Annotated in this window: 8 protein-coding genes; 5 read left to right on the plus strand and 3 right to left on the minus strand. The window is 75.2% G+C overall.

Annotated features, from left to right (window positions below; translation table 11 throughout):
* Positions 1-79: 79 nt before the first annotated feature.
* The 3 genes from O7599_RS36560 to O7599_RS36570 form a co-directional block, all read right to left on the minus strand.
* The gene (locus O7599_RS36560; RefSeq protein WP_281619906.1) at positions 80-10,294 is read right to left on the minus strand and encodes a type I polyketide synthase; all 10,215 of its coding nucleotides are present in this window, start codon (positions 10,292-10,294) and stop codon (positions 80-82) included.
* Positions 10,295-10,334: 40 nt separating this feature from the next.
* Positions 10,335-15,308, minus strand: coding sequence for a type I polyketide synthase (locus O7599_RS36565; protein WP_281619907.1), 4,974 nt, complete (start codon positions 15,306-15,308; stop codon positions 10,335-10,337).
* A gap of 210 nt (positions 15,309-15,518) precedes the next feature.
* Positions 15,519-16,421, minus strand: coding sequence for a class I SAM-dependent methyltransferase (locus tag O7599_RS36570; RefSeq protein ID WP_281619908.1), 903 nt, complete (start codon positions 16,419-16,421; stop codon positions 15,519-15,521).
* A 207-nt stretch (positions 16,422-16,628) separates the two neighbouring features.
* Between O7599_RS36570 and O7599_RS36575 the strand changes: the two genes are divergently transcribed.
* The 5 genes from O7599_RS36575 (at position 16,629) to O7599_RS36595 (ending at position 24,947) form a co-directional block, all read left to right on the plus strand.
* Entirely contained in the window at positions 16,629-17,054 is a 426-nt protein-coding gene (locus O7599_RS36575; RefSeq protein ID WP_281619909.1) for a nuclear transport factor 2 family protein, read from the plus strand.
* A 113-nt stretch (positions 17,055-17,167) separates the two neighbouring features.
* Positions 17,168-21,886, plus strand: coding sequence for a type I polyketide synthase (locus O7599_RS36580; RefSeq protein WP_281619910.1), 4,719 nt, complete (start codon positions 17,168-17,170; stop codon positions 21,884-21,886).
* Between the two features lie 69 nt (positions 21,887-21,955).
* Positions 21,956-23,458 carry an FAD-dependent monooxygenase gene (locus O7599_RS36585; RefSeq protein WP_281619911.1) on the plus strand — a complete coding sequence of 501 codons (1,503 nt, stop codon included), beginning with the start codon at positions 21,956-21,958 and terminating at the stop codon, positions 23,456-23,458.
* 214 nt (positions 23,459-23,672) lie between these two features.
* The gene (locus tag O7599_RS36590; RefSeq protein WP_281619912.1) at positions 23,673-24,179 is read left to right on the plus strand and encodes a hypothetical protein; all 507 of its coding nucleotides are present in this window, start codon (positions 23,673-23,675) and stop codon (positions 24,177-24,179) included.
* Between the two features lie 96 nt (positions 24,180-24,275).
* Positions 24,276-24,947, plus strand: coding sequence for a DedA family protein (locus O7599_RS36595; protein WP_281619913.1), 672 nt, complete (start codon positions 24,276-24,278; stop codon positions 24,945-24,947).
* The last annotated feature ends 25 nt before the right edge of the window (positions 24,948-24,972 follow it).

Raw genomic sequence — 24,972 nt, forward strand, 5'->3', positions numbered from 1 at the left:
CGGAGAGGTACCGGTTGGCGCAGAGGCGGGCGGGGGTGTGCGCGGGCGTTCCCGCGCGCGGGCGTACGGACGGAAGGCGTCATGACTTGCCGAACTCCGTCTGGATGATGTCGAGAAGGTCGTCGACGGACGCGGACTCCAGGTCGCTGTCCGCCTCACCGCCGGCGCCGTCCGGCCCGCCGCCCGGCGCGTGGCCGTTCTCCGCCCCGTACGACGCGGGTCCGTCGAGCCGCTGGAGCATCGTCCGTAGCCGCTCACCGGCCCGGCGCCGCACCTCCTCGTCCGCCAGCGCCGCGCCGTTCAGGGCCCCGTCGAGTCGGGCCAGGTCGGCGAGGAGCGACTGGCCGGCGGCGTCGGGGCCGCCGAGTTCCTCGCGCAGGCACGCGGCGAGGGCGTCCGGCGTCGGGTAGTCGAAGACGACGGTCGTCGGCAGCCGCAGCCCGGTGCGGGTGTTGACGCGGTTGCGCAGCTCGACGGCGGTGAGCGAGTCGAAGCCCAGGTCGTTGAAAGGCTTGCCGGGCCGTACGCTGTCGGCCGACGCGTGCCCGAGCACGCCCGCGACCTCCGTACGCACCAGGTCCAGCAGCTCGCGCTGCTGCTCCTCGGGCGAACGGCCCGCCAGCAGCGACCGCAGCCGCGCGGCGGCATCGTCGCTCGCGGCCTCGGGCGCGTCCGCCTCCCGCGCACCCGCCGCCGCGCGCGCCTCCGGCAGTTCACCCAGTAGCGGGCTGGGCCGCCGCGAGGTGAACGCAAGGGTGAACGTCGACCAGTCGATGTCGGCGATCGTCACCGGAGCCGCGTCTCCCCGTACGGCCTCGGCCATGGCCGCCACCGCGGCACCCGGGTCGAGACCGCGGATGCCGCGGCGCAGCAGGCGCCGGGAGTTCTCCTCCGCGCCGGCCATGCCCTCACCGCTCCACGCGCCCCAGGCCACCGCGGTGGCCGGCAGGCCGAGGGCGCGGCGGTGCTCGGCGAGCGCGTCGAGGTAGGCGTTGCCGGCGGCGTACGCGCCCTGTGCTCCGCTGCCCCACACGCCGGCGGTCGACGAGAACAGCACGAAGGCGTCGAGCCGGCTGCGGCCGTCCGCGTCCTGCGTCAGCTCGTGCAGGTGGCGGGCCGCCAGGGACTTGGGGCCGAGGACTTCGGCGAAGTGCTTGGCGTCCAGGTCCTCCAGCCCGCGGTCCACGCTGACGCCGGCCGTGTGCACCACGGCGGTCAGCGCGGTCTCTTCGGGTACGCCGTCCAGCAGCGCGGCGAGGGCCGCGCGGTCGGTGACGTCGCAGGCGGCGACCGTCACCGCGGCGCCGGCCGCCGTCAGTTCTGCGCGCAGCTCGTCGGCGCCGGGGGCGGCGGGTCCGCGGCGGCTGACGAGGAGCAGGTGCTCGGCGCCGTTCGCGGCCAGCCAGCGGGCGGCGTGGGCGCCGAGGCCGCCCGTCCCGCCGGTGATGAGGACGGTGCCGCGGGGCGGCCACGCGGCGTCCGCCTTGCGGGCGGGAGTCGTACGCCTGAGCCGCCGCGCACGCGGCCCGTCGGCCCGTAGCGCGACCTGGTCCTCCGCCGGCGCGCCGGAGCCGTCCGGCGTGCCGGCGAGCAGCCCGGCCAGCTCCGTGCGCCCGCGTGCGCCGAGGTCGGCGGGCGCGCCCGGAAGGTCGAGCAGCCCGCCCCAGCGCGCGGGCTCTTCGAGCGCCGCGGCCCGGCCGAAGCCCCACACCAGGGCGGATTCCGGGTTCCCGAGTGGGTCCTCGTCGCCCACCGACACGGCCTGGCGGGTGGCGGCCCACAGGGGTGCGGTCACCCCGGCGTCGCCGAGGGCCTGGGTGAGGAGGACGGTCGCGGTCAGCTCCTCCGGTACGTCGTCGGCGGCCGGGTCCGTGTCGGCCGGGTCCGTGCCGGTGGGGTCGGCGCGTACGGCCAGCAGCGACAGGATCCCTCGCGGCTGCCCGGTCTCCTCGACCCGGCGGGCGAGCTGCTCGGCGAGCGTGGCGCGCGCCGTGCCCGCGGCGATGTCGACGGTGGCGACCTGCGCGCCGGCATCCGCGAGCGCCGTCGCGCAGAACTCGGTCCACTCGCCGGCCCGTCCGTCGTCCGGTACCGCGAGCAGCCAGGTGCCGTCCAGCGCCGCGTCGCCGCCCTGCGGCAGGCGCGCCCAGGAGGTCCGGTAGTGCAGACCGGACCGCGCCGGGTCCGCGGCGGTGTGCTCCACCGGGTCGATCCAGTGGCGGCGGCGCTGGAAGGCGTACGTGGGCAGCTCGACGGGCCGCCCGGGCCGCAGCACGTCCGTCCACCGCGGGCCGGCGCCGTGCGCGTGAAGCTCGCCCATGGCGTGCAGGAGCGCGGTGGGCTCGTCGGGCCGGGCCCCTTGCACTTCGCCGTCCCGGGCCTTGCGGGCCGGGCGCAGCGTCGGGATCACCGCGGCGTCGCCGTCAGTCGGCAGGATCGCCCGGGTGAGGGTGGTCAGCGTGGCGCCGGGGCCGATCTCCAGGAAGGCGGTGGCGCCCTCGCCGACGAGGTGGTCCAGCCCCTGGTGGAAGCGGACCGGGCGGCGGATGTGCTCGGCCCAGTACGCGGCGTCGGTCAGCTCCTCCGCCGTGGCCGCGGCGCCGGTGAGGTTCGACACCACCGGGAGGGCGGGAGCACGGTACGTGAGCTGGGCCGCGGTGCTCGTGAACTCGGCCAGCACGGGGTCCATCTGGGCGGAGTGGAAGGCGTGGCTCACCTTCAGCCCGCGGGTGCGGATCCCGGCCGCGCCCAACTCTCCGGCGAGCGCGGCCAGCGCGTCCACCGGCCCGGCGAGCACCGTCGCCACGGGGGAGTTGTACGCGGCGATCTCCACCCGCCCGTGCCGCTCCAGGTGGTCGGCCAGGGCCTCCGGTCCGGCCTGGGCGGCGAGCATGCCGCCCGTGCCGTGGGGGAGTTCGTTCATCAGCCGCGCGCGGGCCGTGACGAGCCGGGCCGCGTCGGTGAGGGACAGCACGCCGGCGACGTGCGCGGCGGTCACCTCGCCGATGGAGTGGCCGATCAGATGGTCGGGCTGCACGCCCCACGCCTGGAGTTGCCGGGTGAGCGCCGTGTGCAGGGCGAACAGGCCGGTCTGGGTGTAGAGGGTCTGGTCGAGCAGCGCGGACCCGTCGTCGGCCGCGTCGGCGAACATCACGTCGCGTACGGGGAGGTCGAGGTGCGCGTCGAGCGCCGCGCAGACCTCGTCCAGCGCCTCGGTGAACTCGGGCAGCACGCCGTACAGTTCGCGGCCCATGCCGGGGCGCTGGCTGCCCTGGCCGGAGTACATGAACACCAGGCCGCCGGACTTCTGCTCGCTTCGGGTACGGATCACGCCGGGCGCGGGCCGGTTCCGGGCCACCCCGCGCAGGCCGTCGAGGAGTTCCGTACGGTCGCGGCCGAGGACGACCGCGCGGTACGGCAGCGCGGTGCGCCGCGAGGCCAGCGACCACGCCACGTCGGGCGCGCCCAGCTCCGGCCGCGTGCGGACGTGCTCGGCCAGCCGGGCGGCCTGGGCGCTCAGGCCCTCCGGGGTCGCGCCGGAGACCAGCCAGGGGAGCGCGGCAATGGAGGACTGCGGCGTCCCCTCCGCCTCCTCCCGGGCGACGGCCGGTGCCTCCTCCAGGATGACGTGCGCGTTCGTGCCGCTGATCCCGAACGCGGACACCCCCGCCCGCCGCGGGCGGTCGGCCCCGCGCGGCCACTCCCGCTGCTCGGTCAGCAGCGAGACGACGCCCGCGTCCCACTCGACGTGCGTCGACGGCTCGTCGACGTGCAGCGTGCGCGGCAGCACCCCGTGCCGCATGGCCTCGATCATCTTGATGACGCCGGCGACGCCCGCCGCGGCCTGAGTGTGCCCCAGGTTGGACTTCACGGAGCCCAGCCACAGCGGCCGTTCGGCCGAGTGCTCGCGCCCGTACGTCGCCAGCAGCGCCTGCGCCTCGATCGGGTCGCCGAGCGTCGTGCCGGTGCCGTGCGCCTCGACGGCGTCCACCTCGGCGCCGGTCAGCCGGGCGTTGGCGAGGGCCTGCCGGATGACGCGCTGCTGGGCGGGGCCGTTGGGCGCGGTGAGGCCGTTCGACGCCCCGTCCTGGTTGACGGCGGAGCCGCGGAGCACGGCGAGCACCCGGTGCCCGTTGCGCTCGGCGTCCGACAGCCGCTCCAGCAGCAGCACGCCGGCGCCCTCCCCCCAGCCCGTACCGTCGGCGGAGTCCGAGAACGACTTGCAGCGGCCGTCGGGGGCGAGGCCGCGCTGCCGTGAGAACTCCACGAAGACCGCCGGCGTCGACATCACGGTCGCACCGCCGGCCAGCGCCAGCGTGCACTCGCCGTTGCGGAGGGACTGCGCCGCGAGGTGCAGCGCGACCAGCGACGACGAGCAGGCCGTGTCGACGGTCAGCGCGGGCCCTTCGAAGCCGAAGGTGAACGCGATCCGCCCCGACGCCACGCTCGGCGCGCTGCCGTTGCCGACGTACCCCTCGTACTCCGCGGGGGTGCGCAGCAGCAGCCGGCCGCCGTAGTCGCTGTACATGATCCCCGCGAACACGCCGGTCGACGAGCCGCGCAGGCGGTCTGCGGGGATGCCGGCGCCCTCGACGGCCTCCCAGCACAGCTCCAGCAGCAGCCGCTGCTGCGGGTCCATCGAGGCCGCCTCGCGCGGCGAGATCCCGAAGAATTCGGCGTCGAACCGGTCGGCCTCGTGCAGGAAGGAGCCGGCGCGCGTGTACGTGGTGCCCGGGCGCTCCCCGCTCGGGTCGAAGAGCGCGTCGATGTCCCAGCCGCGGTTCTCGGGGAACGTGCTGGTTCCCTCGGCGCCCCGGCTGAGCAGGTCCCACAGGTCGGCGGGGGAGTCGACGCCGCCGGGGTAGCGGCAGGCCATGGCCACGACGGCGATCGGGTCGTCGTCGGCCGCCCGGGGGGTGGCCGCCGGCACGGCCGGCGCGGCGGCCCCGGCGGACTCCACCAGCTCCGCGCGCAGGTGCTCGGCCAGCGCCCGGGGCGTGGGGTGGTCGAAGACCGCGGTGGCGGGTAGCCGGCGGCCGGTGGCGGCGCTGAGCTGGTTGCGCATCTCGACCGCGGTGAGCGAGTCGAAGCCGAGGTCGCGGAAGGTCTGCCCGGGGCTCACCGACTCGCCCTCGGGCAGGCCGAGGGCGAGCGCGGCGGTGCGGCGGACGAGCGCCAGCAGCCTACGGTCCTGTTCGGCGCGGCCGAGCGCGGCGAGCCCGGAGAGCGGGTCGGCGGTGGTCGGTGCCGCGTCCGAGTGCTCGGCGGGGGTGGCGGGCGCGGGTGCCTGCGCGCGGAGTACGGCGGGCAGCGTCCCGGCGCGGGACTGCGTGCGCAGCGCCCGGCGGTCGAGGACCACGGGGGCTGCCAGCGCCACCGGACTGCGCAGCGCGGTGTCCAGCAGGGCGAGCGCGCGGCTCGCGGACATGGCGCGGACGCCGGCGCGGGCGATGCGCGCCCGGCCCGCGCGGTCCAGGGCTTCGCCCATGCCGCCCTGCTCCCACAGGCCCCACGCGAGACTGACGGCGGGCAGCCCGCGGGCGCGGCGGTGCTGGGCGAGGGCGTCGAGGAAGCCGTTCGCGGCGGCGTAGTTGGCCTGTCCCGGGGTGCCGAGGACCGACGCGAACGACGAGAACAGCACGAACGTCACCCCCGGCCGGTCCGCGGTGAGCCGGTGCAGGTGCCAGGCGCCGTCCACCTTCGGCCGCAGCACGGCGTCGAGCTGAGCCGGCGTCAGCTCGCCGACCGTCGCGTCGTCCAGCACGCCCGCCGCGTGCACCACCGCGGTCAGCGGGTGCTCCGCCGGGATCCGGCCCAGCGTCTCGCCGAGAGCGTCCGCGTCGGCGACGTCGCAGGCGGCGAAGGTCACCTCGGCGCCGAGCGCGGTGAGTTCCGCGCGCAGTGCGTCCGCGCCGGGGGCGGCCTGGCCGCGGCGGCTGACGAGAAGCAGACGCCGTACGCCGTGGGCCGTGACGAGGTGCGCGGCGACCCGGCCGCCGAGCGTGCCGCTCGCGCCGGTGACCAGAACGGTGCCCTCGGGGTCGAGGCCCGTGGGGCCGTCCGCCGCGATCCGGGTGAGCCGCGGGGCGAGAAGGGCGCCTTCGCGGATCGCCACCTGCGGCTCGCCGGCCGCCAGGGCGGCCCGTACCGCGTCCGCGACGGAGAGCGCCGACCGCTCGCGCGGGTCGTCGTCGACCAGCACGATCCGGTCCGGGTGCTCCGACTGCGCCGAGCGCAGCAGCCCCCACACCGGGGCGGACTCCAGCGCGGGTACGTCCCCGTCCGGGTCCGCGCCGACCGCGCCGCGGGTGACCACGGCGAGCCGGCCGTCGGCGAAGCGGTCGTCGGACAGCCACCGCTGCACGGCGGCCAGCACTCGGGTGACGGTCGTACGCGCCCTCTCCGCGGTTGCGTCGCCGCCGCCGTCCGCGGCGGGGCACCGTACGACGACCACACCGGGCCGCTCGGGCACGGCCTCCGCGGACTGGAGCATCGCGGCGAATTCGTCGAGCTCCGTCTCCCGCGGCACCGGCCCGTCCCCGGTCTCCGGCGCCGCGTCGAGCGGGCGCCACACGACCCCGTACAACGGGTCGGCGGACACCGCGCCGAGGCCGTCGGCCGGCACCGGCCGCAGCGCCACCTCGTCGACCCGCAGCACCGGCGTGCCCGCGGCGTCGGCGAGGTCCAGGGCGACGGTCTCCGGCCCCGTGGGCGTCACGCGGGCGCGCAGCGCCGCCGCGCCGGGCCGGGCCAGCAGCCGTACGCCGGACCAGGCGAACGGCAGCCGCAGGTCCGTCCCCGACTCGTCCAGCAAGGCGACCGTGTGCAGTGCGGCGTCCAGCAGCGCGGGGTGGATGCCGTACTCGTCGAGACCCGCGTGCTGCGCCTCGGGCAGCGCCAGGTCGGCGTACAGGTACTCGCCCGCGCGCCACACCGTGCGCAGCGAACGGAAGGCCGGGCCGAAGCGCATCCCGCGCTCGTGCAGCCGGTCGTAGAGGTCGTCCACGACCGCGGCCGGCTCACTCGCCGGCGGCCAGGCCGTGCCGTCCCAGGCGTCCGGGGCCGCGCCCGCGTCGGGCGCGATCACACCCGTCGCGTGCAGCGTCCACGCGGCGTCCGCGGCGAGGTCGGCGGCGAGGCCATCGGCGTCCTCGTCGGTGTCCGGCTCGGGGCGGGCGTACAGGGACAGGGCGCGGCGGCCTTCGGCGTCCGGGGCGGCCACCGCCACCTGGAGCTGGAGCGCACCCTCCGCCGGCAGCACCACCGGGCGGCGCAGCGTCAACTCCTCGACGCGGGCGCAGCCGACGTGCCGTGCCGCGCACAGGGCGATCTCCACCGCGCCCGTGCCCGGCAGCACCACGGTGTCGCCGAGCACGTGGTCCGGCAGCCAGCCGGGCGTACGCGCGCTGATCCGGCCCGTGAACACCGCCCCGGGCCGCTCGGCGTCCGCCGTCTCCAGCACCGCGCCGAGCAGCGGGTGCCGGGTGACCCGGACACCCGGCTGGTCGGCGGCCGGACGCGCCTGCCGCAGCCAGTAGGGGCGCCGCTGGAACGCGTACGTCGGCAGCTCGACAGGGCGGCCCCCGGGGTGCAGCGGGCGCCAGTCCACCTCCGTGCCGTGCACGTGCAGCCGGGCGACCGCGGTGAGCAGGGCGGGGACCTCGGGGTGCGCGCGGCGCAGCGCGGACGTGACCACGGCCGGTTCACCGGCGGGCTGCGCCGGGGCGGCGTCGTCGATCACCGCCTGCGCGAGGGTGCTGAGGGAGGCGTCGGGGCCCAGCTCCAGATACGTCGTCGTGCCCCGGCCGGCGAGGTCTGCGACGCCCTGGTGGAAGCGGACGGGGCGGCGGATGTGCTCGGCCCAGTACGCGGGGTCGCGGTGCTGCCGGTCCGTCGCGGGCAGACCGGTGACGTTGGAGAGGACGGGAACCTCCGCCTCGCCCAGGGCGTGGCCGTCGAAGAGTTCCGTCAGGTGGCGCGCGAACGCGTCGAGGACCGGCTCGGTGTGCGCGGTGTGGAAGGCGTGCGCCACCTGCAGCCGCCGGGCGCGGACGCCGGCGTCCGCCAGCTCCCGCGCCAGCGCGTCCAGCACGTCGAGCGGCCCGGCGAGCGCGGTCGCGGTGGGGGAGTTGTACGCGGCGATCTCCACCCCCGCGTGCCGCTCCAGATACTCGGCCAGCGGCTCGGCGCCGGACCGTACGGAAAGCATGCCGGTGCCCCCGGGGAGCGTGTGCATCAGCTTCGCCCGGGTGGCGACCATGTCGGCGGCGACGTCGAGCGGGAACACCCCGGCCACGTGCGCGGCCGACAACTCGCCCACGGAGTGCCCGATGAGGTGGTCGGGTCGCACGCCCCACGACCTGAGCAGCCGGGCCAGCGCGGTGTGCACGGCGAACAGCGCGGGCTGGGTGTAGAGCGTGTGCTCCAGCAGCGCCGCCCGCTCGGTGCCCGCCGCGGCGAACATCACCTCGCGCACGGGGACGTCGAGGTGCGCGTCGAGCGCCGCACACACCTCGTCGAGTGCCTCGGCGAACGCCGGGAACTCCTCGTACAGCTCGCGCCCCATGCCGGGGCGCTGGCTGCCCTGCCCGGAGAACATCAGCGCCAGCCGCCCGGTCTGCTGCACGCCGGTGACCAGCCCGGTGGCGGCGTCACCGCGGCCGAGGGCGTCGAGCCGGCCGAGCAACTCCCCGCGGTCCGCGCCGAGGAGCACCGCGCGGTGCCCGAGCGTGGCCCGGGAGGTCGCCAGCGCGTGGCCCACCGCGTCGGCGGCAAGCTCCGGTCGGGCGCGGACGTGGTCGGCCAGCCGGACCGCCTGGGCGCGCAGCCCGTCCGCCGTGGCGGCGGAGACGAGCCAGGGCCGGGCGGGGCCGCCGGACGGCGCCGGCGGGGCCGACTCCTCGTCTGCAGGGGGCTGTTCCACGATGACGTGCGCGTTGGTGCCGCTGATCCCGAACGCCGACACCGCGGCGCGGCGCGTACGGCCCTCGCCGTGCCACGGCCGCTCCTCGCCGAGCAGCGCGAGCGTCGCGGGGTCCCAGTCGACGTGCGGGCTCGGTTCGTCCGCGTGCAGCGTACGGGGCAACTGCCCGTGCTCCAGCGCCAGTACGAGCTTCATCAGCCCGGCCACGCCCGCCGCGGCCTGGGTGTGCCCGATGTTCGACTTGACCGAGCCGAGGTACAGCGGCGCCCCGGCGGCGGCACGCCCGCGTCCGTACACCTCCAGCAGCGCCTGCGCCTCGATCGGGTCGCCCAGCTCCGTGCCCGTGCCGTGCGCCTCGATCGCGTCGACGTCGGCGGCGCCGAGGCCCGCGTCGGCGAGGGCCGCGCGGATCACCTTCTCCTGCGCCTGCCGGCTCGGCGCCGTCAGCCCGTTGGAGGAGCCGTCGGAGTTGACGGCGCTGCCGCGGATCACGGCGAGCACCCGGTGGCCGTTGCGGCGGGCCGCGCTCAGCGGCTCCAGCAGCACGACGCCCGCGCCCTCGGACATGCCCATGCCGTCGGCGCCCGCGCCGAACGCCTTGCAGCGCCCGTCGGCGGCCAGCACCCGCTGCCGGCTCATCTCGGTGAACGGCCCGACCGTGGAGAACACCGTCGCCCCGCCGGCCAGCGCCATCGTGCACTCGCCGCGGCGCAGCGCCTGCACCGCGAGGTGCACCGCGGTCAGCGACGTGGAGCACGCGGTGTCCACGCTCACCGCCGGGCCCTCGAGACCGAGGGTGTACGCGAGCCGGCCGGACAGCACGCTGAGGACCGTGCCGGTGAGCAGGTGCCCGCCCACCTGCGCCTCGGCATCGCCCAGCAGGCCGCCGTACTCGGTGGGGTTGCTGCCCACGAACACGCCGGTACGGGAGCCGCGCAGCGCGTGCGCGTCGATCCCGGCCCGCTCCACGCTCTCCCACGTCAGCTCCAGCAGCAGCCGCTGCTGCGGGTCCATGGCCAGCGCCTCGCGCGGGGAGATGCCGAAGAAGGCGGCGTCGAAGCCGGCGATGTCGTCCAGGAAGCCGCCCTCGCGCACGTACGAGGTGCCGGGCCGGCCGAGCTCCGGGTCGAAGTGGTCGTCCAGGTGCCAGTCCCGGTCCGCGGGCATGGCGGAGATGGCGTCCCGGCCGTCCCGCAGCAGCTCCCACAGCCCGTCGGGGGTCCGTACGCCGCCGGGGAAGCGGCAGGCCATGCCGACGACCGCGACCGGCTCCCGGCGCTGCTCCTCCACCTCCCGCAGCCTGCGCGTGGTCCGGCGCAGGTCGACGGTGAGCCGTTTGAGGTAGTCGCGCAGCTTGTCTTCCTCGGCCATGGCCGGAACTGCTCCTCTCCGTGCGCCGCTCCGGCGCTGGTCAGCCGGTTGTCGATGCCGTCGGTCCCGGCTCCGCCGGCCCGAACTCGTCGTCGATGATCTTCAGCAGGTCGTCGGTGCTCGCGTCGTCGAGCCCGGCGTCGTCGTCCTCGGACGGGCCGGCCGCCGCCGTGCCGGGGTCGGTCAGCGCGGCGGCGAGCGCCCGCAACCGGTCGTGCACGGCCGCGCGTTCCGCGCCCTCGACGGGCGCGGCGTCCAGGGCCGCGGCCAGCCGGTCCAGCTCCTCGTGTACGGAGCCGGGCGCCGGCTGCCCGCCCGCCGCGCCCAACTGCCCGGTCAGGTGGCGGGCGAGGGCCTGCGGGCTGGGGTGGTCGAAGACGAGCGTCACCGGCAGCGGGAGTCCGGTGGCCGCGCGCAGCCGGTTGCGCAGCGCCACCGCGGTCAGCGAGTCGAAGCCCAGCTCCTTGAACGTCTGCCCCGGCGTGGGCCGGTCGGCGGGGCCGTGGCCCAGCACCGCGGACACTTCGGCGGTCACGACGTCCAGCACCTCCCGGCCGCGGGCCGCCTCCGGCAACTGCGCCAGCCGCTTCAGCCGCTCCCCGTCGGCGCCCGCGCCCGCAGCCGCGGCGCCGTCCGCCGCCGCGGAGCGCCGCAGCGCGCCACGGGCGGCGGGGATCTCGTCCAGCAGCGGCCGGGGCCTGGCCGAGGCGAAGACCGGCGCGAACGTCTGCCAGTCGACGTCGACCAGCGTCACCGGCCGGCCGCCGCCCGCGGCCAGCTCCCGGCCGAGGCCGGTGAGCGCGAGCGCCGGGTCCAGCAGCGGCAGCCCCTGCCGCGTCAACTGCGCCTCGTCCAGCTCCTCGGGCAGCCGCTCGCTGCGCCACGCGCCGAAGGCGACCGACGTCACCTTGCGGCCCTGCCGGCGAAGTTGCTCCGCGTACGCGTCGAGGAAGGCGTTCGCCGCCGCGTACGCGCCGTGCTCGCCGCTGCCCCAGACGGCGGCGATGGAGGAGAAGAACACCAGCTCGGTGTCCTCCCCCAGCAGTTCGGCGAGGTGGACCGCGCCCAGCGCCTTCGCCGCCAGCACGTCGGCCACCCCGGCGGCGGACGCGCCGGCCAGCGGCTCCAGGTGGGTCGCGGTCGCGGCGTGCACCACCGCGCGCACCGGGCCGCCCGGCTCCGCGGCCCGCTCCAGCAGGCTGCGTACGGAGTCGCGGTCGGTCAGGTCGCAGGACAGCGCCGTCACGCCGATGCCCCTGCCGCGCAGCTCGGCGGCCAGCGCGTCGTGTCCGGGCGCGTCGGGCCCGCGGCGGCTGGCCAGCACGATGTGCTCGGCGCCGCCGTCGGCGAGCCAGCGCGCCAGGTGCGGCGCCAGCGAGCCGGAGCCGCCGGTGACCACGACCGTGCCGCCCGGCTGCCACGCCGGGCCGTCCGCGGGCGCCGGGGCGGGCAACAGCCGCCGCACGCGCATCCCGCCGGGCCGGACCGCCACCTGGTCCTCGTCGCCCGCGCCGCCCGCGAGCACCGCGCACACCCGCAGCCAGTCCTCGTCGTCGGGCCGCTCCGGCAGGTCGACCAGGCCGCCCCACAACTGCGGCTGCTCCAGCGCCACCACGCGGCCCAGGCCCCACGTCTGCGCCTGCACCGGGTGCGCCAGCAGATCGTCGTCCAGGGCGCGCACCGCGGCGCACGTCAGCGACCACACGGGTGCGGTGACGCCCAGCTCCACCAGCGCCTGCACGAGGCCCAGCAGCCCCGCGACACCGGACGGCAGCGCCGCGTGCCCGGGGTGCGGACGCTCGTCCAGCGCCAGCAGCGACAGCACCCCGTCGACCGCCCCGCCGGCCAACGCGGCCGACACCCGTGGCGCGATGCCGGCGCGGTGGTCGTCGGCCCGCTCGTCCAGCTCTACCACGGTCACCCGGGCGCCGCGCGCGGCGAGCGCGGTGCCCGCCGCCTCAGCCCAGGCGGCGAGCCGCCCGCCGGCCTCGGCGCGGGTCACCAGCAGCCAGTGCCCGTCGGGGCCCGGTGTCCGCCGGTCCGCGGCCGGGCGCCACCCGATCTCGTAGCGCTGACCGGCGAGCGCCGCGTCCGTACGGGTCCGGGTGCGCCAGCGGTGCAGCGCCGGCACCACCTCGCGCAGCGTGTCCTCGCGGACCTCCAACTCCCGGCGCAGCGCCTCGGTGTCGGCCTGCTCGACCAGCGCCCAGAACGTCTCGTCCGCCCCGGCGTCGCGACCGGCGGACCCCCGCGGCCGGCGATCGTCGCGGTCGGCGAGCCAGTAGCGGCGGCGCTGGAACGGATAGGTGGGCAGCGGCACCCGCCGGGCGCCGGGGAAGAGAACCCCCCAGTCCGGCACGACACCGGCGGCGTACGCCTCCGCCAGCGCCTGCTTGAAACGCGGCTCGCCGTCCTCGCCGCGGCGCAACGTGCCCAGCGCACGCCCCTCGGCCTCCGCCGCGTCGAGGACCTGCTCGATCGCGGGCACCAGCACCGGGTGCGGGCCCATTTCCAGGAACACGGTGTGGCCCGCGTCCATCAGCCGCTCCACGGTCTGCGCGAAGAGCACGGGGGAGCGGAGGTTGCGGTACCAGTAGCCGGCGTCCAGCGACTCCGTGGGCATCGGCTCACCGGTGACGGTGGAGTAGAACGGCACCGCCCCGGCCCGCGGGGTGATGGCCGCCAGCTCGCGCAGCATCTCCTCGCGCACCGGCTCGACGAGCCGCGAGTGCGAGGCGTACGCGATGGGCACCGTCCGCGTCCGTACGCCCCGCTCCTCGCAGTCGCGCATGAACGCCCGCACGTCCGCCTCGACGCCCGCGACGACCGTGGCCGACGGCCCGTTGACGGCCGCGACGCCGACGTCGCCGCCGGTCTCCGCGAGCCGCTTCTCCACCTCCGCGACGGGCAGCGACACCGACGCCATCGAGCCGTGCCCGGACAGCGTGTGCACCACCCTGCTGCGCACGGCCACCAGCCGGGCGCCGTCCTCCAGCGACAGCGCCCCGGCGGCCACGGCCGCCGCGAACTCGCCCTGCGAGTGGCCCACGACGGCGGCCGGCACCACGCCGTGGTGTCGCCACAGCTCGGCGAGCGAGACCATCACCGCCCACAGCAGCGGCTGAACCACGTCGTCGCGCTCCCAGCAGGCGTCGTCCGCGGGGGCCGTCAGCTTCTCGCGCATCACGTAGCCGGTGTGCGGGGCGAGGGCCGCGGCGCAGCGCTCCATCGACGCGGCGAACACCGGCTCGGAGTCCCACAGTCCGACGGCCATCCCCGGCCACTGCGCGCCCTGCCCGGAGAAGACGAAGACCGGGCGGGCCGCGCCGGACACCGCGCTGCCGCGCACCACTCGCGCGGAGCCGTGGTCCGCGGCCAGCGCCGCAAGTCCCTCGGCCAGCTCGGCGGTGTCGCCGCCCAGCACCACGGCGCGCTCCTCGAACGCCGCCCGCGTCGTCGCCAGCGACCAGCCGACGTCCGCGGCGCCGGGCACCGGCCCGGTGCGTACCGCCTCGGCCAGCTCCGCGGCCCGTGCCCGCAGCGCCTCGCCGGTACGGGCCGACAGCGTCCACAGCGCGGTCCCCGTCCCCGGCCCGCCGGACTGCTCGTCCCGTTCCGCCGCGGGCGGCGCCTGCTCCAGCACGACGTGCGCGTTGGTGCCGCTGATGCCGAACGCGGACACCGCCGCCCGCCGCGGCCGGTCCACCTCCGGCCAGGGCGCCTCCTCGGCCAGCAGCGCGACGCCCCCCGCGGCCCAGTCGACGTGCCGCGACGGCGTCTCGGCGTGCAGGGTCCGCGGCAGCCGGCCGTACCGCATGGCCTGCACCATCTTGATGATCCCGGCCACGCCGGCGGCGGTCTGGGTGTGCCCGATGTTGGACTTCACCGAGCCCAGCCACAGCGGCTCTCCCGCGGTGTGCTCCCGGCCGTACGTCGCCAGCAGGGCCTGTGCCTCGATCGGGTCGCCCAGCGACGTGCCGGTGCCGTGCGCCTCCACGGCGTCGACCTGCCGCGCGGTGAGCCGGGCGTCGGCGAGGGCCTGTTCGATGACGCGCTGCTGCGCGGGGCCGCTGGGCGCGGTGAGGCCGTTGGAGGCGCCGTCCTGGTTGACCGCGCTGCCGCGGATCACCGCGAGCACCGGATGCCCGGCGGCCTGGGCGTCGGAGAGCCGCGCCAGCACGAGCATGCCCGCGCCCTCCGCCCAGCCGGTGCCGTCGGCGTCGTCGGAGAACGACTTGCAGCGCCCGTCGGACGCCAGCCCGCGCTGCCGTGAGAACTCCACGAACATGCCCGGTGTCGACATCACCGTCGCCCCGCCGGCCAGCGCCATCGTGCACTCCCGCGCGCGCAGCGCACGCGTGGCCAGGTGCACCGCGACCAGCGAGGACGAGCACGCCGTGTCCACCGTCAGCGCCGGACCCTCCAGGCCGAGCGTGTACGCGATCCGCCCGGAGGCGACGCTCGGCGTGGTCCCGGTCAGCACGTAGCCCTCTGCGCCGCCGCCGGCCTCGTGCAGCCGCGGCCCGTAGTCGGCCGCCGAGGTGCCCGCGAACACTCCGGTGGCGGAGCCGCGGAGCCCGTCCGCGGCGATGCCCGCACGCTCCAGCGCCTCCCAGGCCAGCTCCAGCAGCAGCCGCTGCTGCGGGTCCATCGCCGCGGCCTCCCGCGGCGACACCCCGAACAGCCCGGCGTCGAACTCCGGAAGGTCGTAGAGGAAGCCGCCGCGGCGCGCGTAGCTCGTACCCGCCCGGTCCGGATCCGCGTCGAAGACCGACTCCAGGTCCCAGCCCCGGTCGGCGGGAAACTCGCCGATGGCGTCCCCGCCCGCCGACACCACCTCCCACAGCGCGTCGGGCGACACCGCGCCGCCCGGGTAACGGCAGGCCATCCCGATCACCGCGATCGGCTCGTGGTCGCGCTCCTCCAGCGACTCGAGCCGCTGCCGGGTCTGGCGCAGATCGGCGGTGACCGCCTTCAGGTAGTCGCGGAGCTTTTCCTCGTTGCTGCTGGCCATCGAACGCCTTCATGAGGACGGCGCCGGCGGCGCCTGCGGGCAGGGACCGCGCGGCGGGAACGTACCGGCGGAGCTACAGGGGGCGGGGGAGGGCGAACACCCGCGGCCGCCGTGCGGTCTGCGCCCTCCCGGGGCGCGGGGCCCCGGGAGGGCGTGACGGGCGGCTGTGGACCGACGGCGTGGCCGCGGGACCCCGCGGTGCCCCGCCGGCTACGGCGTGTGCGGCTTGCGGGCCGCGGACACCACGTAGTCCAGGGACGTCAGTTCGTCCTTCAGCAGGTCCTGGTCGCGGTGGGCGACGGCCACCATCTTGTAGAACAGCTTGCTGGACCGCTTCTTGAACGTCGGGTCCTGCAGCCGGCGCACGTGGTACTCGCGCCACGGCTCGTAGACCTCGTCGCGGATCGACCTGACCTCGACGCTCTCGAAGCCGGCGGACTCCAGGAGCTCGCCGTACCGCTTCCGCGGGTACCAGTTGGCGTCGTCGATCATGACGCGGATCCACTTGATGGCGTGCGAGCGGATGTCGGCCTTCGGCTTGCCGCCCTCCATCGGGATGATGTCGGCGGTCACCAGCACGCCGCCCGGGCGCAGCACGCGGTACGCCTCGGCGAAGAAGTCCGCGCGGGTGGCGAAGTGGAAGGCTGACTCCAGGGCCACCACCTTGTCGACGCTGCTGTCGGGCAGGGGGATCGCGGTCGCGGAGCCCTCGCGGAAGTCGATCCGGTCCGTCAGCCCGCGCTCCCGGGCCCGCTCGGTGGCGATCCGGATGTGCACCTGGGTGATGTTGATGCCGATGATCTTGCTCGGCCCGTACTTGTCCACCCAGTGGAAGTCCTGGTCGCCGTAGCCGAAGCCGACGTCCAGGATCGTGTCGTCCGGCTTGAACTCGGCCGTGTCGGCCACCTCGTCGGCGAGGGCCTGCGCCGCCTCGTCGAGCTTCGTGCACCCCGGCCAGTAGCCGAGGTTGTAGTAGTTGGTGTCCTCGACGACCAGCCGGTCCGGCGGGTACATCTCGTACAGCCGTGCCGTCTTCTTCTCGGGGTCGGAGGTCGTACGGACCAGGAAGAGATTTCCCAGCATCCGCAAGTCCTGCCACAGTGACAGCTTCACAACGGCAATCCCTTTCTGCGATCGGTCGCCGACCGAGACGGCCGCGGAATCCACATCTGACGAAACCCGAAACTAGGAGCGCCGTCTAAAGACGGCCTTGGTCCGAACTAGTCCAGCGCCAAGCGCTTTGGCGCGGCTTTGGCGGCGGCATCGAACATGCCCTCCCCGGCGCGGACAGACCCGCACCGCCGTCGCGAAGGAGCCCCGATGCTGGACGAGGACGCGCGCAAGCACGTCGCCCTGGAGTACTGCCGGCGGATCAACGAGAGCGACGTCGACGGCGTCCTCGGCCTCTTCGCCGACCCGCTCCACGTCGAGGACCCGGTCGGCGACAAGACCTTCATCGAACGCGCCGCGTACCGCGCCCACATCGCCCGGCTGGTGTCGTACGGCGTGTACGAGATCCCCGGCGCCCCGGTCGCCGGCCTGGACCGCGAGCACGTCGCCCTGCCCATCACCGTCGAGCTGCGCCCGGAGGGCGTGCCGCGGGGCAAGTTCGTGCGCATCTCCCTGATCGCCGTCATGCGGGTCGGCGGCGAGGGCCTCATCCGCCACATGCGGGTCATCAGCGGCCGTACGGACATGTCGCTGCACGACGCGGCCGAGGCCGCGGACGCCGCCCGGTTCGTGTGAGCGCACCCGCGCGGCGGCCGGGCTTCGGAGATTCTTAGGGACCCCTTTAGGCGCCGTGCCGACACTCCCCGAAAGTGCGCCTTCGCCTTTCGTCACAACGGGAACGAGAGCCGATGTCCAAGGAAGAGAAGCTCGTCGAGTACCTGAAGTGGGTCACCGCCGAGCTGCATGAGGCCCAGCAGCGGCTGTCCGTCCTGGAGGCGGGGGACCGGGAGCCGGTGGCGATCGTTTCGATGGCCTGCCGGTACCCGGGCGGGGTGCGCTCGCCGGAGGACCTGTGGCGGCTGGTCGCCGAGGGCACGGACGCGATCTCCGGGTTCCCCCTGAACCGGGACTGGGAGCTGGACGGCCTCTTCGACGCCGACCCCGACCGGTCCGGTACGAGCTACGCCCGCGAGGGCGGCTTCCTGCACGACGCCGCCGCGTTCGACGCGGCCTTCTTCGAGATCAGCCCGCGGGAGGCGACCGCGACGGACCCGCAGCAGCGGCTGTTGCTGGAGGCGGCGTGGGAGGCGTTCGAGCGCGCGAACCTGGACCCGCACAGCCTCAGGGGCAGCAGGACCGGCGTCTTCGCGGGCGTCATGTACAGCGACTACGTCGCCCGCCTCATGGACCGGCTGCCCCCCGGGTTCGACGGCTTCCTGGGCAATGGTGGTGCGGCGAGTGTGGCGTCGGGGCGGGTGGCGTACACCTTCGGCCTCGAAGGTCCGGCGGTGACCGTCGACACCGCGTGCTCGTCGTCTCTGGTGAGCATGCACCTGGCGGCGCAGGCGTTGCGCAACGACGAGTGCGACCTCGCTCTTGCCGGTGGTGTGACGGTGATGGCGACGCCGGGTGTGTTCGTGGAGTTCTCGCGGCAGCGGGGGCTGGCGCCGGATGGTCGGTGCAAGCCGTTCGCCGAGGCGGCGGATGGGACGGGGTGGGGTGAGGGTGTCGGGTTCGTGCTGCTGGAGCGGCTGTCGGACGCGGAGCGCAACGGGCACGAGATCCTTGCGGTGCTGCGCGGGTCGGCGGTCAACCAGGACGGTGCGTCCAACGGGCTGACGGCGCCGAACGGGCCGTCGCAGCAGCGGGTGATCGAGCAGGCTCTGGCCAGTGCGCGGTTGAGTGCGGGTCAGGTCGATGCGGTCGAGGCGCACGGTACGGGTACCACGCTGGGTGATCCGATCGAGGCGCAGGCGCTGCTGGCGACGTACGGCCAGGCGCACACCGAAGAGCGTCCGCTGTGGCTGGGGGCGGTGAAGTCGAACATCGGTCACACCCAGGCCGCGGCCGGGGTGGCGGGTGTGATCAAGATGGTGGAGGCGATGCGGCACGGCGTCCTGCCGGCCACCTTGCACGTGGACGAGCCCTCCAGCCATGTCGACTGGGACAGCGGTCATGTTTCGCTGTTGACCGAGGCGCGGCCGTGGCCGGAGACGGGTGAGCCGCGGCGTGCGGGGGTGTCGTCGTTCGGGATCAGTGGCACCAACGCGCACGTGATTCTGGAAGCCGCCCCGGAGCAGTCTGCCGACGCCGAGGTGACGACCGAGCCGGCACCGGTGCCGGTGGTGATCTCGGCCCGTTCGGCGGCCGCCCTGGGGCAGGTTGCGGGCCGGCTCGCGGCGTACGTGGAGCAGCACCCCGAGGTCGAGGTCGGTGCGCTGGCCGGGCGGTTGTGGTCCGGGCGAGCGAAGCTGGAACACCGCGCCGGCATCATCACCAACGACCGCAGCGAGTTGCGGGACGCGCTGACCGCGCTGGCGGCGGGTACCGCGCACTCTGCACTGGTCACCGGCTCCGGCCCGGCCGAGGGCGGTGGGCTGGCGGTGATGTTCTCCGGGCAGGGCAGCCAGCGCCCCGGCATGGGCCGCGAGTTGTACGAGACCTTCCCGGTCTACGCCGAAGCCCTGGACGAGGTCTGCACCGCACTCGACCACCACCTCGACACCGACATCCCGCTACGCGAAGTGACGTTCGCGGCGAAGGACAGCGAGCACGCGGCCCTGCTGGAGACCACCCTCTACACTCAGCCCGCTCTGTTCGCCCACCACGTGGCCGGCTACCGCCTCCTGCAGACCGCGGGCATCCAGCCCACCGCCCTCATCGGCCACTCCATCGGCGAACTCTCCGCCGCCCACCTCACCGGCACCCTCCCCCTCACCGTGGCCGCGGACATGGTCGCCACCCGCGCCAAGCTGCTCCACACCCTCCCCGAGGGCACCGGCATGCTCGCGGTCAACACCGACGCCGACGCCCTCACCCCGTATCTCCAACGTCACGGTGACGTGGCCATCGCGGCGCACAACTCCGCGACCTCCCTCGCCGTCGCCGGGCCTCTCGACGCCCTGGAGGAACTGGGCCGGGAGCTGGCGGAGGCGGGTATCCGCACCAAGGCACTCAAGGTCGCGCACGCCTTCCACACCGCCCACACCGAACCCATCCTCGACGCCTTCACCGACCACCTGACGGGCCTCTTCGCCCGCCACACCCTCGGCGAGGCGGAGGTACCCGTCATCTCCAACGTCACGGGTCTGCCCGTGACGGACCGTCAGCACCACGACCCCGTCTACTGGGTCCAGCACATCCGCGAGCCCGTGCACTTCCACCACGGCATCACCCATCTCACGCAGAACGAGAACGTCTCCCTCTTCACCGAACTCGCGCCCCGCCCCACCCTCACTCCCCACCTGCCGTCCGGCACGAAGCCAACCCCCCACCTGCCTACCGAAACCCTCACCCACCTCGCCACCCTGGTCAGCCTCCACAGCCACCACCACCCCACCAACCTCACCCCCCACCTCACCGAGACCGGGGCCAAGCTCCCCGCCCTCCCCACTTATCCCTTCCAGCACCGCCCCTACTGGCTGCGCGCCGACCCCGCCAAGGCGACCGACACCCGCCCCGGTGACGCCGAGTTGTGGGACGCGCTGGAGCGCGAGGACCTGGACGGCGTGCTGTCCGCGATGGGCGTGCGGGATGCCGACGTCACGGCGTGGAAGAGCGTCCTGCCCGCACTCGTCACCTGGCGCCGCCAGCGGGCTTGGGGCCACCGCCTCGGCTGGGAGGCCCTGGACGACGGCACGCCGCCGCTTCTGCTGGACGGCGCCTGGGTCGTCCTGGTCCCCGAGCGTGCCGAGGAGCAGCCGGCCGTACGGACCGTGCTGACGGCGCTGGACGAGGGCGGGGCCGGCGCCGAAGTCGTCGTCGTCGAGCGGGAGATGGCCCGTACGACGTTCGCCGGCCGGCTGCGCGCCGCGCTTGGTGCCTGCGGGACCCGGCTCGCCGGTGTGCTGTCGCTGCTCGCGTTCGCCGACCCGGCGCACCCCGGTCCTGACGGCCTGGAGCTGTCCGCCGCGCTGCTGCACGCGCTCGACGACGCCGCCGCGCACGCACCCGTGTGGTTCGTGACCGCGGGCGGCGCGGCGACCGGCCGGCAGGACGCGCTGGCCGACCCCGCGCAGGCCCGCATCTGGGGGCTGGCACAGGCGTTCGCCGTCGAACACCCCGAGCGCTGGGGCGGCCTGGTCGACCTGCCCGCGGACGGGGTGAGCGACCGCGACGCGCGCGGGCGGCTCCGGGCGGCGCTGGCCGGCCGGGCGGATCGCTCGGGCGCCCGCGAGGACCAGGTCGCCATCCGGTCCGGGGCGCTCTTCGCCCGCCGGCTGCGGTCGGCGGACCTCGCCGCCGCCACCGAGCCGTGGCCGCGCGCCACGGACGGCACGGTGCTGGTGACCGGCGCCGCCGGCGCGCTCGCCGAGGAGATCGCCGTGCAGCTCGTACGCGAGGGCGTACGGCACCTGCTGCTGACCACCGAACCCGGAGCGGACAAGGAAGCCGCCGCGCTGGTCGCGCAGTTGCGTGCGGCGGGCGCGGAGACCGTGGTGGCCGCCCTCGACCTCGCCGACCGCGACGCCGTCGCCGCGCTCGTCCGCTCCGTCGGGCCCGAGCACCCGCTGAGCGCCGTCGTGCACGTGACCGCCGAGCTCGACGACGCCGTCATCGGTGCCGTGGACGCCGACGAGACCGGCCGGCTGCTGGCCCCGGCCGCGAAGTCCCTGGCCAACCTCTGCGAGCTGACCCTCGACCGGGGGCTGGAGTCGTTCGTGCACTGCACCTCCGCGGTCGGTGCCCTCGGGGCGGCCGGCTTCGGCGCCCAGGGCGCGGTGCACGCCCACCTGGAGGCGCTGGCGCAGACGTACCGCGCGCGCGGCCTGCCCGTCATCTCTGTCGCCTGCGGCCCGTGGCAGGACCCGGAGACGGCGGACACCGCGGCCGGAAAGCACCTGCGCTACCAGGGCATCCGGCCCATGGCGCCGCGGCCCGCGGCACGGCTGCTGGTACGCGCCGTCGCCGGCACGTCGGCCGCGCCCCTACTGGTCGACGTCGACTGGGACCGCTACGTCGGGGAGGCCGACCGGGGCGCCGCCGGCTCCCTGCTGCGCGCGATTCCCGGGGCCCGCGGCGCCGGCGCGGCCGAGGCGGGCGACGGGCAGCCCGGGGACGACGGGCACCTCGGCGAGGCCGCGGCGCGGCTGCGCCACCGGCTGGACACCGCCACCGCGGCCGAGCGCGCGGAACTGTTGCTGGAACTGCTGCGGGACGCGTCCGCCCAGGTCCTCGGGCACGCGGACACCGCGGAGATCCCCGCCGACGCCCAGTTCACCGAGCTGGGGTTCTCCTCCTTCACCGCCCTCGAACTGTGCAACCTGGTCGCGGCCGTGTCGGGGCTGCAGATCCCGCCGATGGCCATCTTCGACAACCCCACGCCGCAGGCACTGGCCGGTTACCTGATGACCACGTTCGAGGGAGAGACCTCCCCCGTACCGGAGGCCGGGGCCGCCGCCCGGTGACGCGCCGCGCACCGACCAGGGCAACGCGCCCCGAACCGACATACGTTCGTACCTTCCGAAGGAGCCTTTATGAGTGAGCCGGTCGTCGTCGTGGGCGCCGGGCCCGCCGGTCTGATGCTCGCCTGTGAGCTGGCGATGCGCGACGTGCCCGCGGTCCTGGTGGACGTGCATCCCACGCAGCGCGCCGAGGCTCCGGCCATGGCGATCAACGCGGGCACGCTGGAGATGCTGGACCAGCGCGGCCTGGCCGCCGGGCTGCGGGAGGGCACGGTCACCTTCCCCGAGGTGCGGTTCGCGGACCTGCGCCTGGCCTTCGAGAAGGTGCAGGGGCCGCGGGAGCCCACCCACATGGTGCTGCAGTCCCGGCTGGAGAAGGTGCTGATCGACCGGGCGGTCGAGCTGGGCGTCGACCTGCGCTGGGCCACCCGCCTGACGGGCTACGAGGAGGCGTCGGACGGCTCCGGCGTCACCGTGACGCTCGTCTCCGACGTCGGCGAGGAGCGCCTGCGCTGCCGCTACCTGGTCGGTTGCGACGGGCGGGAGAGCGTCGTACGCAAGCAGGCCGGCATCGACTACGTCGGCGACGACTGGGTGATCGTCCGCGGCATCGTGGGCGACGTCGCGATCGACCGGGGGGACGTGGCGCCCGAGCAGTACGGGCTGTCCTACACCGACAACGGCGACCAGTTCCTCGGCGCCCCGCTGAGCCCCGACGTCATGCGCGTGTTCAGCGCGGAGTTCTCCACCGAGCCGCCCGAGTTCGAGGACGGCCCGGCGACGCTGGAGCAGCTCGGCGACGCCGTCAGGCGGCTGACCGGCAAGGAGCTGAAGGCCACCGAGGCGCACTGGCTGCAGCACTACTCGATCGTCACCCGCAACGCCGAGCAGTACCGCAAGGGCCGCGTCTTCATCGCCGGCGACGCCGCGCACGTGCACTACCCGTACAACGGGCAGGGCCTGGGCACCGCCATCGGCGACGCGGTGAACCTCGGCTGGAAGATCGCCGCGGAGATCCACGGCTGGGCGCCCGACGGCCTGCTCGACTCGTACCACGTGGAGCGGCACCTCGCGGGCCGGCTTGCCTGCATGAACATCCAGGCGCAGCTCGCCCTCCTCTACCCGCGCCCGCTCGCCCGCTACATGCGGGAGATGATGGGCGAGTTCCTGAAGTTCGACGAGGTGAACGTCTTTCTCGCCGAGATCGTCACCAACCTCGGCCCCGCCGTCCCCATCGCCTACGAGGGCGCACCCGAGCCCGCCGACGGCGACCGGCTGCTCGGCCGCAGGCTGCCGCAGGTGCGGATCAAGACCGCCGCCGGCGACATGGGCGTCGCGGAGACGCTGCAGTCGGGCCGCGGCGTGCTGCTGGATCTGACCGGTGACGCCTCCGCGCAGGAGGAGAGCGGCTGGGCCGACCGCGTGGACGTCGTCCGCGCCCAGCCCGTACCCGACCTGCCCGGCACCCTCCTGCTGCGCCCGGACGGCTGCGTCGCCTGGCACGACGGCGACGGCTGGGGCCAGGAGGAGCTGCGCACCGCGCTGCGCACCTGGTTCGGCGCACCGACCGGCTGACGAGCCGGTCGGGGCGCGCGTCATCCCGGAGGCGCGGCGGGAGCAGATGCCGCCGCGCTCTCCGGGGACGGCCGCGCCGCCGAAGCGGCGTGAGACCCGGCCAAGGGCGGCTTTAGGCCAACGGAACAGCATGGCCGCCTCGGCGCCGGTGCCTGCTCTGCTGAGCGGTGCCCGGCGCTTTCGCCTAGCAGTACCACCACCAGAAGGGAAAGCAGTGCGCCCGACAGAGTTCCCCTCCCGGCTGACCGCCGCCGGGGCCGCGGCCATCGCGCTCACCGTGCCCATCGGCGCGACCCAGGCCCACGCCGCGGACGGTCACAAGGCCGAGTGCGTGTCCATCTCGTTCATCGAGGAACTGGTCACCACCGAGACCAAGGACGCGGCTCCGGTCGGTCCCAGCGTCGGCGACGTCGTGATCACCGAGGACGCGGTGCTGGACGACCAGCGCAACCGCATCGGCACCAACGACATCAAGGGCATCATCATCAAGAAGGACGCCGAGACGGGCGAGCTGTTCTCGTTCTCGGCCGCCGAGTACACCCTCGACGACGGCACCATTCACGTCGCGGGCCTGGTCAACCTGACCGCGCTGGCCGCGGGCGAGGAGCAGAAGCTCCCGGCCTACGGCACCGGCGGCCGGTACGCCGGCAAGGTCGGCGAGCTGTCGTGGACCCTCGTCAGCGCGACCGAGTCGCTCAACTCCATTGCGCTCTGCGACTGACGTCGCGGGCCACAGCCGAACGACGGGCTGAGACCGGCGGGCACCGCCCGCCGGTCGCTCCTGCCCGACCCCGACCAGCAGAGCCCGGGAAGTGCGATGATCCTCGAACCTCAGGTGTGGGCCGCAGCCGCGGCGGACGACTCCGGCAACTGGGCCACCGACCTCATGGAGGACCTGGGCTCGCCCGGGGTCGCGATCGCCACCGGCCTGGAGAGCCTCTTCCCCACCGTGCCCAGCGAGCTCGTGCTGCTGCTCGGCGGGTACACGGCCCGCCTCGGCGACCTCAACCTCCTGGCCCTGGTGTGCTGGAGCACCATCGGGTCCGTGGTCGGATCCGTCCTCCACTACTACGTCGGCGCGCTCCTCGGCAGGCGCCGTACCCGCGCCATCTTCATCCGCTTCCCGCTGGTGCAGGAGTCCGACCTCGACCGCGCCGAGGCGTGGTTCGGCCGCTACGGCGCCAAGGCCGTGCTGATCGGCCGGCTGATCCCCATCGTCCGCAGCTACGTCTCGCTCCCCGCCGGCATCGAACGCATGGCCATGCCGCTGTTCGTGGCGTACACGGCGATCGGCTCGCTGCTGTGGAACGTCGTCCTGCTCACCGTCGGCTACGCGGTGGGCAGCAGCCACGACACCGTGGAGCAGTACGCCAACGGGTTCACCGTCGTCGTCGGCGGCATCCTCCTCGTGCTCGTCGTGCGGTTCGTCGTCGTCCGCCTGCGGGCGCGGCGCCGGGAGCGGCGCCAGGCAGCGGCGAAGTCCGCATGACCTGCCCGTAAGGCAGTCAGCACAC

The organism is Streptomyces sp. WMMC500, assembly GCF_027497195.1.
Classification (GTDB): Bacteria; Actinomycetota; Actinomycetes; order Streptomycetales; family Streptomycetaceae; genus Streptomyces.

What these genes read in the sequence shown, in the direction of transcription:
- O7599_RS36560 (WP_281619906.1), bottom strand. Translation starts at nt 10,294, where the DNA reads ATGGCCGAGGAAGACAAGCTGCGCGACTACCTCAAACGGCTCACCGTC.
- O7599_RS36565 (WP_281619907.1), bottom strand. Translation starts at nt 15,308, where the DNA reads ATGGCCAGCAGCAACGAGGAAAAGCTCCGCGACTACCTGAAGGCGGTC.
- O7599_RS36575 (WP_281619909.1), top strand. Translation starts at nt 16,629, where the DNA reads ATGCTGGACGAGGACGCGCGCAAGCACGTCGCCCTGGAGTACTGCCGG.
- O7599_RS36580 (WP_281619910.1), top strand. Translation starts at nt 17,168, where the DNA reads ATGTCCAAGGAAGAGAAGCTCGTCGAGTACCTGAAGTGGGTCACCGCC.
- O7599_RS36585 (WP_281619911.1), top strand. Translation starts at nt 21,956, where the DNA reads ATGAGTGAGCCGGTCGTCGTCGTGGGCGCCGGGCCCGCCGGTCTGATG.
- O7599_RS36595 (WP_281619913.1), top strand. Translation starts at nt 24,276, where the DNA reads ATGATCCTCGAACCTCAGGTGTGGGCCGCAGCCGCGGCGGACGACTCC.